This window comes from Methylomonas koyamae, from assembly GCF_001644025.1.
GTDB lineage: Bacteria > Pseudomonadota > Gammaproteobacteria > Methylococcales > Methylomonadaceae > Methylomonas > Methylomonas koyamae_A.
Window position 1 is genome coordinate 1 of the sequence record NZ_LUUK01000003.1, and the last position, 15,071, is coordinate 15,071.

At 50.0% G+C, this 15,071-nt stretch carries 11 protein-coding genes and 1 tRNA gene; all 12 read right to left on the bottom strand.

What is annotated here, in order from left to right; genetic code table 11:
• Nucleotides 1-48 precede the first annotated feature (48 nt).
• Nucleotides 49-2,142: an elongation factor G gene (gene fusA, locus A1355_RS00255; RefSeq protein WP_064023901.1), complete on the bottom strand. Its 2,094-nt coding sequence runs from the start codon at nucleotides 2,140-2,142 to the stop codon at nucleotides 49-51.
• A gap of 27 nt (nucleotides 2,143-2,169) precedes the next feature.
• On the bottom strand, nucleotides 2,170-2,640 hold the full coding sequence (gene rpsG / locus A1355_RS00260; protein ID WP_064023902.1) for a 30S ribosomal protein S7: 471 nt from the start codon (nucleotides 2,638-2,640) through the stop codon (nucleotides 2,170-2,172).
• 13 nt (nucleotides 2,641-2,653) lie between these two features.
• Nucleotides 2,654-3,028 (bottom strand): 30S ribosomal protein S12, encoded by a 375-nt coding sequence (gene rpsL, locus A1355_RS00265; protein WP_013820393.1) that lies wholly within the window; start codon nucleotides 3,026-3,028, stop codon nucleotides 2,654-2,656.
• Nucleotides 3,029-3,173: 145 nt separating this feature from the next.
• Nucleotides 3,174-7,385, bottom strand: a complete 4,212-nt coding sequence (rpoC, locus tag A1355_RS00270; RefSeq protein ID WP_331710091.1) for a DNA-directed RNA polymerase subunit beta' — start codon at nucleotides 7,383-7,385, stop codon at nucleotides 3,174-3,176.
• A 57-nt stretch (nucleotides 7,386-7,442) separates the two neighbouring features.
• Entirely contained in the window at nucleotides 7,443-11,519 is a 4,077-nt protein-coding gene (rpoB, locus tag A1355_RS00275; protein WP_064023904.1) for a DNA-directed RNA polymerase subunit beta, read from the bottom strand.
• 129 nt (nucleotides 11,520-11,648) lie between these two features.
• The gene (rplL, locus tag A1355_RS00280) at nucleotides 11,649-12,020 is read right to left on the bottom strand and encodes a 50S ribosomal protein L7/L12 (RefSeq protein WP_064023905.1); all 372 of its coding nucleotides are present in this window, start codon (nucleotides 12,018-12,020) and stop codon (nucleotides 11,649-11,651) included.
• 47 nt (nucleotides 12,021-12,067) lie between these two features.
• Entirely contained in the window at nucleotides 12,068-12,562 is a 495-nt protein-coding gene (gene rplJ / locus A1355_RS00285; RefSeq protein WP_064023910.1) for a 50S ribosomal protein L10, read from the bottom strand.
• A 181-nt stretch (nucleotides 12,563-12,743) separates the two neighbouring features.
• Entirely contained in the window at nucleotides 12,744-13,439 is a 696-nt protein-coding gene (gene rplA / locus A1355_RS00290) for a 50S ribosomal protein L1 (protein WP_064023906.1), read from the bottom strand.
• On the bottom strand, nucleotides 13,439-13,870 hold the full coding sequence (rplK, locus tag A1355_RS00295) for a 50S ribosomal protein L11 (RefSeq protein ID WP_064023907.1): 432 nt from the start codon (nucleotides 13,868-13,870) through the stop codon (nucleotides 13,439-13,441). Before rplK ends, rplA begins: the two co-directional genes overlap by 1 nt.
• Nucleotides 13,871-13,971: 101 nt before the next feature.
• Nucleotides 13,972-14,505, bottom strand: a complete 534-nt coding sequence (gene nusG / locus A1355_RS00300; protein ID WP_064023908.1) for a transcription termination/antitermination protein NusG — start codon at nucleotides 14,503-14,505, stop codon at nucleotides 13,972-13,974.
• Entirely contained in the window at nucleotides 14,506-14,886 is a 381-nt protein-coding gene (secE, locus tag A1355_RS00305) for a preprotein translocase subunit SecE (RefSeq protein ID WP_064023909.1), read from the bottom strand. It lies immediately after the preceding gene.
• Between the two features lie 38 nt (nucleotides 14,887-14,924).
• Nucleotides 14,925-15,000 (bottom strand) — tRNA-Trp (locus A1355_RS00310).
• Nucleotides 15,001-15,071 lie beyond the last annotated feature (71 nt).

The window sequence follows — 15,071 nt, forward strand, 5'->3', positions numbered from 1 at the left end:
TCAAATTTTTCTTTTGCCATGACTCGATACCTGATATTTATAAAAAATTTAAGATACTTTTCTAATAATCGCTTCCGCTATGTGCGCAGGTGCTTCGTTATATCTTTCAAACTGCATACTGTAGGTTGCTCTACCTTGCGTGGCCGATCGCAAATCGGTTGCGTAGCCAAACATTTCCGAGAGCGGCACTTCACAACTAATTACCTTACCAGCCGGTACGTCTTCCATGCCGTGAATAACCCCTCTGCGCCGGTTAACGTCACCAACGACTTCCCCCATATAATCCTCTGGAGTGACTACTTCCACTTTCATAATGGGTTCCAGCAATACAGGATTTGCAGCCTTAGCTCCGTCCCTGAAACACATAGACCCTGCTATCTTGAAAGCCATTTCATTCGAATCGACATCATGATACGAACCATCGAACAAAGTAACCTTGACGTCCACCATTGGGAAACCAGCGAGTACGCCGTTTTCCATTTGCTCTTGAATACCTTTATCTACCGCAGGGATGTACTCTCTAGGAACAGCCCCACCTACAACGCCGTTTACGAACTCATAGCCGCTACCAGCCGCCTTGGGCTCCAACTTGAGCCACACGTGACCGTACTGCCCCTTGCCGCCGGTCTGTCGAATAAATTTACCCTCGCACTCCAAGGACTTACGTATCGTTTCCCTGTACGCCACTTGCGGTGCGCCGACATTAGCTTCGACATTAAATTCGCGCCGCATCCGATCGACAATGATCTCGAGATGAAGCTCCCCCATGCCCGCTATTAGCGTTTGCCCGGATTCCGGATCGGAACTCACACGAAACGACGGGTCTTCCTGCGCCAGTTTTGCCAACGCATTGCCCATCTTATCTTGATCGGCTTTGGTTTTCGGTTCTACCGCAACAGAGATTACCGGCTCAGGAAACTCCATACGCTCCAGCAAAATGGGGTTCGCCATATCGCAGAACGTATCACCCGTAGTAACTTCTTTTAATCCAATTACGGCGGCGATGTCGCCGGCTCGAACTTCGCCAATCTCTTCCCGACTATTGGCATGCATTTGAACGATGCGTCCTATTCGTTCACGCTTGCCTTTTGCAACATTCAAAACCGCATCACCGGACTTTAAAACACCAGAATAAATCCGCAGGAACGTCAGCATTCCAACATATGGATCAGTGGCTATTTTAAAAGCCAGGGCGGAAAAAGGCTCGTCGTCACTCGGGTGACGCGTAGCATCTAATTCTTCGTTTACATGGCCGACCACAGCATCAATGTCTGCGGGCGATGGCAAATAGTCAATGATACCATCTAATACACACTGAACGCCTTTGTTTTTAAAGGCGGAGCCACAATACGCCGGAACAATTTTATTTTTTAGCGTTTGCGCTCTGATACCTAACTTAATATCCTGATTGCTTAAAAAGCCTTTCTCGAGATATTTATCCATAAACTCCTCGGACGCCTCGGCGGCCGCTTCAAGCAATTTTTCCCGCCACTCAACTGCTTGAACAACCATGTCCGCAGGAATTTCCCCTTGTTGAAATTTCAACCCCATACTGGCGTCGTCCCAGTACACAGCTTTCATCTCAATAAGATCAACAATCCCTTTAAAGCCGTCCTCTACGCCTATTGGGAGCTGCATCGCGACGGCATTACTCCCTAATCGTCCCTTTATCTGCTCTAATACTCGATAAAAGTCAGCCCCGGTGCGATCCATTTTATTCACGAATGCCAAACGGGGAACGTGATATTTGTTAGCTTGCCGCCAAACTGTCTCGGACTGAGGCTCCACACCTCCTACCGCACAGAACACCGCACAAGCGCCGTCCAACACCCTAAGAGACCGCTCAACTTCAATCGTAAAGTCAACGTGCCCTGGCGTGTCGATAATATTGATTCTGTGCTCGGAATGCTGCTTCCACATTCCAGACCAAAAACAGGTTGTCGCCGCTGACGTAATCGTGATGCCCCGCTCTTGCTCTTGAGCCATCCAATCCATTGTCGCGGCGCCGTCATGCACTTCGCCGATCTTATGCGAAACCCCTGTGTAAAACAGAACACGCTCGGTAGTGGTCGTCTTCCCGGCATCAATGTGGGCCATTATGCCTATATTTCGATAACGCTCTATCGGCGTTTTGCGAACCACGTTATCACCCTAAAGGCATCACGAACCTTACCAGCGATAATGAGCGAAAGCCTTGTTCGCTTCGGCCATTCTATGAGTATCTTCTCGCTTCTTAGCCGCCGCGCCACGACCTTCGGATGCGTCCAACAGCTCCCCAGCCAGTTTCGCAGCCATGGTCCGCTCATTACGCTTACGAGCAGCATCAATCAACCAACGCATCGACAAAGCCAATCTACGCGCGGGGCGCACTTCTACCGGAACCTGATAGGTTGCCCCGCCTACGCGACGAGACTTTACCTCAACTCTAGGCTGCACATTTTCCAGCGCCTTTGCCACAAGCTCTAGCGACTCTTTATGCCCCTTATGCTCGATCACATCCAACGCACCATATACAATTTTTTCAGCGACAGACTTTTTGCCGTCCACCATGATCATATTCATGAACTTGGACAACATATCGCTACCAAACCTTGGATCAGGATTGACCGGTCTTTTCGCCGCAACTCTTCTTCTAGACATTGTTTACCAACCTTTATTTCTTAGGCCGCTTAGCGCCATATTTGGAGCGCCCGCACTTTCTATCTTTTACGCCTGAAGTATCCAAGCTTCCTCGCACAACGTGATAACGAACACCGGGCAAGTCTTTGACCCTACCGCCACGAATCAGAACCACGGAGTGCTCTTGTAAATTGTGCCCCTCTCCGCCAATATAACTACTAACCTCGGCACCATTGGTCAATCTAACCCTAGCCACCTTACGCAAGGCCGAATTAGGCTTCTTAGGCGTAGTCGTATAAACACGAGTACACACACCTCGCCTTTGGGGGCAGGCTTCCAATGCCGGAACATTGGTCTTTTCGATTTTTTTAGCACGAGGCTTACGGACCAACTGATTGATCGTGGCCATTCTTAACTACTCCAAATATGCAATGTTAATAAGCAATACAATTAGTCGCCCAACCGAATGGCATTGCTCCACCCAAATCTCTTGGCTGATGTGAGCAGAGCATGATACCTGCAGATCATTGTTAGGTCAAGCTTTTTTACTAGAGCTATTCTATATTCAACGCCTGTTTCAGCGCTTCCTCGACATCGACCACTTCGACTGAAGATATGCCGGAATCCATCCCGCTCGCCAAGTCGGCATGTCGTTTTTTCCGCCTTTGTTCGTGATAGGCCAGACCTGTACCGGCCGGGATTAAACGACCAACAATGACATTCTCTTTTAGGCCGTTCAGACTATCGCTGATGCCTCGCACTGCAGCGTCGGTCAACACTCTTGTGGTCTCTTGGAAAGAGGCGGCAGATATAAACGACTCAGTCGCCAACGATGCCTTAGTGATCCCTAACAACAACGAGTCATAACTAGCAGGAATTTTCCCTTCTTTTTCCGCCTGTTCGTTAACAATATTGACCAATACGCGCTCTACCTGCTCACCTTTCACAAAATCGGTTTCGCCGGAAGCTGTTATCTCAACTTTCCGGAGCATTTGCCGGATGATGGCCTCGATATGTTTGTCGTTTATTTTTACACCCTGTAGACGGTAAACATCCTGAATTTCCTTAACCAGATAATCAGACAGCTCCTCGATACCTCTCAGACGCAGAATATCGTGCGGCGTCAATTCCCCTTCGGCAATCGTTTCGCCTTTTTCTACAAACTCACCTTCGAACACCGTGATATGACGCCATTTTGGAATGAGCGTTTCATATTGCTCCCCTTCGGCGTCGGTAATGATGACACGTTGCTTACCCTTCGTCTCCTTACCGAAAGACACCATACCGGTAGCTTCGGCAAGAATGGCCGGATCCTTGGTTTTTCTAGCTTCGAACAAGTCCGCAACCCGCGGTAAACCACCGGTGATATCGCGGGTTTTACTAGATTCTTGCGGAATCCGGGCCAATACGTCACCAACCTTTACTTCACCACCATCCTTAACCCCGACAATTGCGCCGGCGGGCAAGAAATATTGAGCCGGAATATCGGTTCCAGGTAAGTTAATTTGTCCACCTTGTTCGTCTATCAACCGTACCATGGGGCGCAGCTCTTTACCGGCCGCACTTCGTTGCTTAGGATCGGTTACCACACGCGATGTAAGCCCGGTGACTTCGTCCGACTGCTCTTGAACGGTGATACCGTCGATAAAATCGATCAACTGAATGAAGCCATCCACTTCGGTGATAACTGGATGAGTGTGCGGGTCCCAGTTGACGATAATGTCACCGGCACTGACACGTCCGCCGTCGTCAACCGAAAGTACCGCGCCATACGGAATCTTATAGCGTTCTCTTTCACGGCCATAATCGTCCATCACGCCAACTTCGCCGGAACGGGATACCGCGACCAAGTTGTTTTCTCGGTTTCTAACGGTCTTCAGGTTATTCAGTTTTGCGGTACCGCTGGATTTAACTTGAACATTGCTGACAGCCGCCGACCTGGAGGCCGCGCCACCAATATGGAAGGTCCTCATCGTCAACTGAGTACCCGGCTCACCGATCGATTGAGCCGCGACGACACCAATGGCCTCGCCGCTATTGACCAGATGCCCACGTCCCAAATCGCGGCCGTAACATTTGGCGCAAACGCCCACCCGAGATTCGCAAGTAATAACCGACCGAACCAGCATTTTATCAACGCCGTTTTCCTCTAAAACGGTCACCAGGTTCTCATCGATCATCGTACCCGCCGGGATCAACACTTTTGAACCGGAAGCGTCGGTCACATCGACTGCTGCCACGCGGCCCAATACCCGATCGACCAGCGGCTCGACCACATCGCCGCCTTCGATGATCGGCGTCATGGTCAGACCGTTTTGGGTCCCACAATCCAGCTCGGCAATCACCAGATCCTGCGCCACGTCAACCAGACGTCGAGTTAGATAACCGGAGTTAGCGGTTTTTAACGCCGTATCCGCCAAACCTTTACGAGCACCGTGCGTCGAGATGAAATACTGCAATACGTCCAGACCTTCCCGGAAGTTCGCGGTAATTGGCGTTTCGATGATCGAACCGTCCGGCTTAGCCATCAATCCGCGCATCCCCGCCAATTGGCGAATCTGCGCCGCTGAACCCCGCGCGCCAGATTCGGCCATCATGAAGATCGAGTTAAACGATTTTTGTTTGACGTTATTACCTTTGGCGTCGACCACTTCGTCTTCACCCAAGCCTTCCATCATCACTTTCGCAACTTGATCGTTTGCCCGCGACCAAATATCGACGACCTTGTTGTATCGCTCGCCGTCGGTCACTAACCCTGACGCATATTGATTCTGGATTTCGTTAACCTCGGCCTCGGCGGAACGAATGATATCGGCTTTTTTAGCCGGAATTTCCATGTCTTCGATACCGAACGAAACACCCGCTCTCGTTGCGTATTTGAAACCCAAATACATGATTTGGTCGGCGAGAATTACGGTTTCTTTTATACCTAAGTAGCGGTAGCTATAGTTGATCAACCTCGAAATGTTTTTCTTGGTCATATCAACGTTGATCAGCTCATACGGCATGCCATCAGGAGCAATCTCCCAGATCAGGGCACGCCCCACCGTTGTTTGTTTACGACTGGTGATGCTTTCCCACTCACCGTCAGCGTTTTTAAGTTTTTCAGTAATCCTGACCTGAACCTTGGTTTGCAACTCCACTGTCTTGGCATCCAAGGCTTTCATAACCTCGGCCAAATCGGTGAATATGCTGCCTTCTCCGACCGCATTGACTTTTTCACGGCTGATGTAATAGAGGCCCAAAACCACGTCTTGCGACGGGTTGATCACCGGCTCTCCGTTTGCGGGCGACAAGATGTTGTTGGTCGCCATCATTAAGGTACGAGCTTCTAACTGCGCCTCGATCGACAACGGAATATGCACAGCCATTTGGTCGCCGTCGAAGTCGGCGTTGAACGCACTACACACCAACGGGTGCAGTTGGATGGCCTTGCCTTCGATTAGGGTCGGCTCGAATGCTTGGATGCCCAAACGATGCAGCGTTGGCGCACGGTTCAGTAGCACCGGATGCTCACGGATGACCTCTTCGAGGATATCCCACACCTCAGCTCCTTCGCGCTCGACCATTTTTTTAGCGGCTTTAATCGTGGTCGCCAATCCGCGCAGTTGCAGCTTGCTGAATATAAACGGCTTGAACAACTCCAAGGCCATTTTTTTCGGCAGACCGCATTGGTGCAATCTCAGCGTTGGACCGACCACGATTACCGAACGCCCCGAATAGTCGACCCGTTTGCCCAACAGATTTTGGCGGAAACGACCTTGCTTGCCCTTGATCATATCGGCCAGCGATTTCAGCGGGCGCCGGTTGCTACCGGTAATGGCCCGGCCGCGACGGCCGTTATCCAGCAAGGCATCGACGGCTTCTTGCAGCATTCGTTTTTCGTTGCGAACAATGATGTCCGGGGCGTTCAGGTCCAATAACCGAGTCAAACGGTTATTGCGGTTGATGACACGGCGGTACAGATCGTTCAAGTCGGAGGTCGCGAAACGGCCACCGTCCAACGGCACCAGCGGACGCAATTCGGGCGGAAGCACCGGCAGCACGGTCATAATCATCCATTCCGGACGATTGTTGGACGCCAGCAGAGAATCGATGACCTTCAGCCGTTTAGAATACTTTTTAATCTTGGTGTCGGAGTTGGTCGAATTGATCTCTTCCTTCAACTTGTTGATTTCATCTTTCAAGTCGATGGATTTCAACAGATCATAAATCGCCTCGGCGCCCATTTTGGCGACAAAATCATCGCCGTGTTCTTCCATCGCATTCAAATACTCTTCGTCGGTCAACAACTGACCTTTTTCCAACGGCGACATACCGGGATCGGTGACGACGAATGTCTCGAAATACAACACGCGCTCGATCGACCGCAGAGTCATGTCTAGCAGCAACGCGATACGCGACGGGAGAGACTTCAAGAACCAAATGTGAGCGACCGGGCTGGCCAGATCGATATGTCCCATCCGTTCGCGACGAACCTTGGATAGCGTTACTTCGACCCCGCACTTTTCGCAAATTACACCGCGGTGCTTTAAGCGCTTGTATTTACCGCACAAACATTCGTAGTCGCTGATAGGACCAAAGATTTTGGCGCAAAACAAACCATCACGCTCAGGCTTAAACGTGCGGTAATTAATCGTCTCGGGCTTTTTCACTTCGCCATACGACCACGAGCGAATCATGTCGGGAGAAGCCAAACCAATGCGGATAGCGTCGAAATCTTCGGTGCGACCTTGACGTTTTAAAAAATTCATTAAATCTTTCAAGAGCTTATCCTCTCTAATTGTTATCCGATGTTGTCCAGAACCAAATCCAGAGCCCGATTACTCTTGTTCCATTTCAATATTGACGCCAAGCGAACGTATTTCCTTGACCAAAACGTTGAAGGATTCCGGCATTCCCGCTTCCATTGAATGGTTTCCGTCGACAATGTTTTTATACATTCGGGTACGGCCTGTAACGTCGTCGGATTTCACGGTCAACATTTCCTGTAGGGTATAAGCGGCGCCGTAAGCCTCCAAGGCCCACACCTCCATCTCCCCAAAACGCTGGCCGCCGAATTGCGCCTTTCCGCCCAGCGGTTGCTGAGTGACCAAGCTATATGGCCCCGTGGAACGCGCGTGCATTTTGTCATCCACCAAGTGGTTCAATTTGAGCATGTACATGTAGCCGACGGTGACTTCACGCTCGAACGGTTCACCGGTTAACCCGTCGTAAAGCCGAGTTTGTCCGTGTTCAGGCAGATCGGCCAGACGCAACATTTCCCGGATATCATCCTCGGATGCGCCGTCGAAAACCGGGGTTGCCATCGGGACGCCACCAACTAAATTGGCCGCCAACTCCAGCACCTCTTTATCGGAGAACGAATCCAAATCTTCCTTCCGTCCGCTACAGTTGTAGATTTTTTCGAGATAACCGCGAATTTCAACAACTTTGGCCTGAGCTTCCAGCATTTTGCCGATTTTGATGCCCAAGCCTTTCGAGGCCCAACCCAAATGGGTTTCCAACACCTGCCCGACGTTCATGCGTGAAGGTACGCCCAACGGATTCAGCAGGATGTCGATCGGATTGCCGTCCGCCGTGTAAGGCATGTCTTCGATCGGCACGATTTGGGAGATAACCCCTTTATTTCCATGTCGACCCGCCATCTTGTCGCCGGGCTGAATACGCTTCTTGACCGCCAAATAAACCTTGACCATCTTCAGCACGCCAGGCGCCAAATCGTCGCCCATCGTGATTTTTTTCTTTTTCTGTTCGAAACGTTCGTCGAATTCCTTGCGTTGTTGCTCGATATGCTCGGCGATCGTTTCCAATTGAACGTTGATATCCTCGTCTTGGGTTTTGATTTTCATCAACTCCGAAGGGACCAAGCCATCCAGATACTCGCGAACGATATCCTCGCCTTTTTTCAGACCATTCGGACCTTTTTCAGCTTTCTTACCAACCAACATCGCTTTGACCCGCGCGAAAATATCGTGCTCGACAATTTTCAGCTGATCGTCCAAATCCTTCCGATAACGCTTGATTTCGGCTTCTTCGATTTCCAGGGCGCGCTTATCTTTCTTGACACCGTCGCGAGTGAACACCTGCACGTCGATGACGGTACCCCTTACGTTGCCGGGCACCCGTAACGAGGTATCTTTAACGTCTGCGGCTTTTTCGCCGAAAATAGCCCGTAGCAGTTTTTCTTCCGGCGTCAGCTGAGTCTCGCCCTTGGGCGTAACTTTTCCGACCAGGATGTCGCCACCCTTGACTTCGGCACCGACGTAAACGATACCGGACTCGTCCAACTTGGATAACGCTTCCTCGCTGACATTCGGGATATCGGCGGTAATCTCCTCCGGAGCGTGCTTCGTCTCCCTGGCGACGCAAGTTTTCTCTTCGATATGGATTGTCGTGAAACGATCTTCCTTAACCACGCGCTCGGAGACTAGAATCGAGTCTTCAAAGTTGTAGCCGTTCCAAGGCATGAAGGCGATCAGCATGTTTTGCCCCAAAGCCAACTCGCCCAAGTCGGTAGAAGGACCGTCGGCGAGGATGTCGCCCTTATTAACGATATCGCCCAATTTAACCAGCGGCTTCTGGTTAATGCAGGTGTTTTGGTTAGACCGGGTGTATTTAATCAGGTTGTAAATATCGACACCCGGTACGCCGGCGACCGTTTCATTATCGTTGGCTCGCACCACGATCCTGGCCGCGTCAACCGCTTCGATACGACCGCCACGGGTCGCCACAACGGTTACGCCGGAATCTTTGGCGACGACACGCTCCATACCGGTACCAACCAGCGGTTTCTCCGCTCGTAAGGTCGGAACCGCTTGCCGTTGCATGTTGGAGCCCATCAACGCCCGGTTAGCGTCGTCGTGTTCCAAGAATGGAATAATCGATGCCGCGACCGAAACGATTTGTTTGGAGGACACGTCCATATATTGCACGGTCTCTGACGAAGCTAACGTAAATTCGTCTTTGTAGCGGCAGGATACCAAGCCTTCGACCAATTTACCGTGTTCGTCTACCGCGACACTGGACTGCGCAATCACATACTCGCCTTCCTCGATAGCCGAAATATAATCGACTTGATCGGTCACCATACCGTTGACTACCTTCCGGTACGGCGTTTCAAGAAAGCCGTATTCGTTAGTCCTGGCGTAGACCGACAACGAGTTGATCAAACCGATATTTGGTCCCTCCGGCGTTTCGATCGGACAAACCCGACCGTAGTGCGTGGTATGAACGTCGCGAACCTCGAAACCGGCACGCTCCCTGGCCAAACCGCCTGGACCCAACGCGGAGACCCTGCGCTTGTGGGTCACTTGCGACAATGGATTGTTTTGATCCATAAACTGCGACAATTGGCTGGAGCCGAAAAACTCTTTCACTGCGGCAGACACAGGCTTAGCGTTAATAATTTCTTGCGGCATCAGCCCTTCGGAATCAGCCAGAGTTAAGCGTTCTCGAACTGCTCGCTCGACTCGCACCAATCCGATCCGAAATTGGTTTTCAATCATTTCGCCCACGGACCGTACCCGGCGATTACCTAAATGATCGATGTCATCGACAATGCCGTTTCCGTTGCGGATTTTGATCAACTCCTTCAATACGTCGATGATGTCTTCCTTGCTCAACGTGCCCGTACCGATGATTTCCTCTCGGCCCAAGCGCCGATTAAACTTCATCCGGCCGACTGCCGACAAATCGTAACGCTCGTCGGTGAAAAACAGGTTCTCGAACAGGTTTTCGGCGGATTCGACCGTGGGCGGTTCACCTGGGCGCATCATCCGGTAAATTTCTACCAAGGCCTCCAAGCGATTGGTTGTCGTATCCAGGCGCATCGAGTTGGAAATATATGGGCCCCGATCCAAATCGTTTACGTACAAGGTGTTGATCTCACTGACACCGGCATCGATCAGTTTTTGCAACAGGTTTTCGGTCAATTCGTCGTTAACGCTGGCTAACAATTCGCCAGTGGCTGTATCCACAACGTTGTGCCCAAGAATCTTCCCGAACAAATAATCGCGTGGCACCTCGATCTCGGTCACGCCGGATTTTTCGAGTTGGCGAACGTGTTTCGCGGTGATGCGCCGTCCTTCCTCGATCAACACCTTACCGTCATGCTTTATGTCAAACACCGCCATTTCGCCACGCAGCCGTTCCGGAATCACGTGGAACATGAATTTGTCGGCAGTCAACGAAAACTTATTGGTGTCGAAGAAGATTTGAATCATTTCTTCGTTGTCATAACCCAAGGCGCGCAGCAAGATCGTTGCCGGAATCTTTCTGCGGCGGTCGATACGCACATAAACCGCGTCTTTGTGGTCGAACTCGAAATCCAACCAAGAGCCGCGATACGGAATCACCCGAGCGTTAAACAGCAATTTACCTGAAGAATGCGTCTTACCCTTATCGTGATCGAAAAACACCCCAGGCGAACGATGTAATTGGGACACGATGACACGTTCGGTTCCATTGATAACGAATGTACCGTTTTCAGTCATCAACGGTAACTCGCCCATGTAGACTTCTTGCTCGCGAATATCTTTTACGACTTTGGTATTGGCAGGGGCGTCCTTGTCGTAAATCACCAAGCGCACCATTACGCGCAATGGCGCGGAGAAAGTGGCTCCCCGTTGCTGACATTCTCTGACGTCAAAAGCGGGCTCGCCCAAACGATACTTGACATATTCCAGAACCGCGTATCCTGAGTGGCTAACCACCGGAAATACACTCGAAAATGCAGCATGTAATCCTTGATTGCGTCTTTTTTCTGGGTCCGCGCCCAACTGCAAAAAATTTGCGTAAGAATCAATCTGTGTTGCTAAGAGATAGGGAACTTCGAGTACTTCCGAACCTTTCCCAAAATTATTACGGATGCGCTTTTTTTCGGTAAAAGAATAGGCCATATTGCTTCTATACCTTCGTCGTCAGGGATGATTTACTACCGTTTGTTTGACAAACAGTAAAAGGCCGGCGGTAAAATACCGCCAGCCCGGTTTGCTGGGCATTCGCTGCCCAAGGTGCTGTCGAAATAATTATTTAATTTCGACAGTTGCGCCTGCGTCTTCCAGTTCTTTCTTGGCGGCTTCTGCTTCTGCTTTGTTCACAGCTTCTTTGACAGTCGTAGGTGCACCTTCGACAGCGTCTTTTGCTTCTTTCAAGCCCAAACCGGTCAATCCGCGTACAGCTTTAATGACCGCGACTTTGTTTTCACCGAAGCCGGTCAAAATTACATCAAATTCGGTTTGTTCTTCGACAACCGCCGCCGCAGCAGCCGGAGCAGCTACCGCGACTGCAGCAGCCGCGGATACGCCAAATTTTTCTTCCATTGCAGAAATCAAATCAACGATTTCCATGACAGTCATGTTCGCGACTGCTTCCAAAATATCTTCTTTTGAGATTGCCATTCTTAATTCCTCTAAATTTAATACTAATTAACTGGTTAAGGCGATAGTTATGCCGCTTCTCTCTCGTCTCTGATAGCCGCCAAGGTTCTGGCGAGTTTCTCGACGGGGGCTTTCATGACCGACATCAGCATACTGATGCCCTGATCACGAGTCGGCAGTCTGGCCAAGCGCTCCAGTTCGGAACCATCAAATGCTTGACCACCGATCGCAACAACCTTCGCAACCAGTTTATTGTTTTCTTTCGCAAAATCGCTTACCAATCGCGCGGCGGCGCCTGGATCTTCCATTGAAAATGCGAGGATCAGCGGTCCGACCAGACCCTCCTGCATACATTCAAATTCAGTTCCCGCAACAGCACGTTTAGCCAATGTGTTCTTGACTACTCGCAAGTAAACGCCCGTTTCTCTCGCGGTTTTACGCAATTTCGTCAATTGGGTAACGGTCAATCCACGATATTCCGCAGCAACTGCGGAGTGGGCTTTGGCGGCGAATTCAGCAACTTCCTCTACGACAACTTTTTTGCCATCTAAATTGAGTGCCACATTTTTCTCCAATTATTTTCCGATGTGATATCAGAAACAATAAAACGCATCTTTGCGATGCTCCTTACGGTCCCTTTCACCATCGATGGTTCCAGCTTCCGTCTGCGTAGGATGATTAAGCTTTCGCCCCTACGGTCTTTGACGGTTGCCGTTTACCGGCAACCCAAAGTCGTGAATGTGATTAGATATCGACGCTGCTTTGGTCGATAGACAAGCCTGGCCCCATTGTCGAAGACAAGGAAATCTTTTTCAGATAAACCCCTTTCGCGGCGGTCGGCTTTGCTTTTTTAAGGTCGGCAATCAAAAACTCCAGATTTTGTTTAATTGCCACTTCATCGAATGAAACCTTACCGATAGAACAATGAATAATGCCAGCCTTATCCGTCCGGTACCTAACTTGACCCGATTTTGCGTTTTTCACGGCAGTAGCAACATCAGGCGTCACCGTGCCGACCTTCGGATTTGGCATTAAGCCTCTTGGACCCAGGATTTGACCAAGCTGACCGACGACCCGCATCGCATCGGGAGACGCAATAACCACATCGAAATTCATTTCGCCGCGCTTAACTTGTTCGGCCAAATCGTCCATACCAACGATATCGGCACCGGCTTCTTTAGCGGCATCGGCATTTGGGCCTTGGGTAAAAACCGCCACTCTCACGGTTTTACCTGTCCCGTGCGGCAACACGGAAGCACCACGAACGTTCTGATCGGATTTTCTAGGGTCGACACCGAGATTAACGCTAATATCGACTGACTCGTCGAATTTGCTATTGGCGAATTCTTTTAACAAACCAATTGCTTCTGAAATACTGTACTGTTTATTTCTAGAAACTTTTTCCTTGATTGCTTTTGCACGTTTAGTGATTTTAGCCATTACACGCCCTCCACATTCAAACCCATGCTACGAGCGCTACCTGCGATTGTTTTAATCGCCCCTTCCATATCGGCCGCATTCAAATCTTCCATTTTAGTTTTCGCGATTTCTTCGAGTTGTTCGCGCGTAACGGTACCAACTTTATTGGAATTCGGCTTACTGCTGCCGCTTTTAATTCCAACCGCTTTTTTAAGCAAAATTGATGCAGGCGGCGTTTTAGTGATAAAGGTGAAGCTCTTGTCGCTGTAAACCGTAATTACAACGGGAAGAGGCAAGCCTTTTTCAACCTCTTGAGTGCGGGCATTAAAAGCCTTACAAAACTCCATGATGTTAACACCGCGCTGACCAAGCGCGGGGCCCACCGGTGGACTTGGATTTGCCTCGCCTGCTTTCACCTGCAGCTTGATGTACGAATCAATTTTTTTTGCCATTTTTCGCTCCTAAACGGGTATTAACGCTTTCCAGCTCCCCAACAAACAAAAATCCCTGCCACCTCGATGACAGGGATTTTCACAAAATCTCAATACAAGAATTAGACTTTTTCAACCTGTCCAAACTCTAACTCAACTGGAGTAGACCTTCCGAAAATCAAGACAGAAACGCGCAAACGGCTTTTTTCATAATTGACTTCTTCGATACTTCCATTGAAGTCCTTGAACGGCCCATCAACGATGCGAACCACCTCACCAACTTCAAACAACACTTTCGGGCGAGGCTTGTTCACACCTTCTTCAACCCTACTCAGTATCGCCATCGCCTCTTTGTCAGAAATCGGCGAAGGTTTATCGGAGGCACCTCCAATAAAACCTAATACACGAGGAACGTTTCTAACCAAATGCCATGTTTCGTCGTTCAACTCCATCTGTACTAGAACATATCCGGGGAAAAACTTGCGCTCGCTTTTGCGCTGCTGCCCCATTCGCATTTCAACGACCTCTTCGGTTGGGACCAGAATCTTGCCGAAGTATTCGCTCAAGCCTTCGCGCTTGATTCTTTCTTCCAGGGCCTGTTTGACTTTATTTTCGAAATTCGAATAGGCGTGAACCACATACCAACGTAGCGCCATTTACTTAATCCCCAGATTCATCAAAAGCTGAACACCCCAAAACAGGAACATATCAAGCAACCACAATATCAGACCGACAATAAATACCATCAGGAACACCATCAACGTGGTCCTGACCGCTTCGTCGCGAGTTGGCCACACGATACGCTTAAATTCCTGCTTGGCCTCAAGCATAAAACCCCAAAACTCTCTACCCTTCGCGGTCGTAAATGAAACCGCAACCGCCCCCGAAGTCAATGCAACTAATCCGAGAACGCGGTAGAGAAGCTGGAAATCCGAAAAATAATAAAACGCAACGATGCCCGCTACCATAACAACCAGCGAAAAAGCCAGCTTTACTATATCGCCTACCGAGGTAGCTTCTTCTGCCTGTGCGTTCATTGCTTGACTAAAGATGTAAGTAAGAAAGAAACCCTGGGTGGCAGGCCAGGAGGGACTCGAACCCCCAACTTGCGGTTTTGGAGACCGCTGCTCTACCAATTGAACTACTGACCTATTCCAGAGAACTCATTGTGCAGTCGCCTAAAGGCAACTTATTCGATAATTGAAGCCACGACGCCGGCACC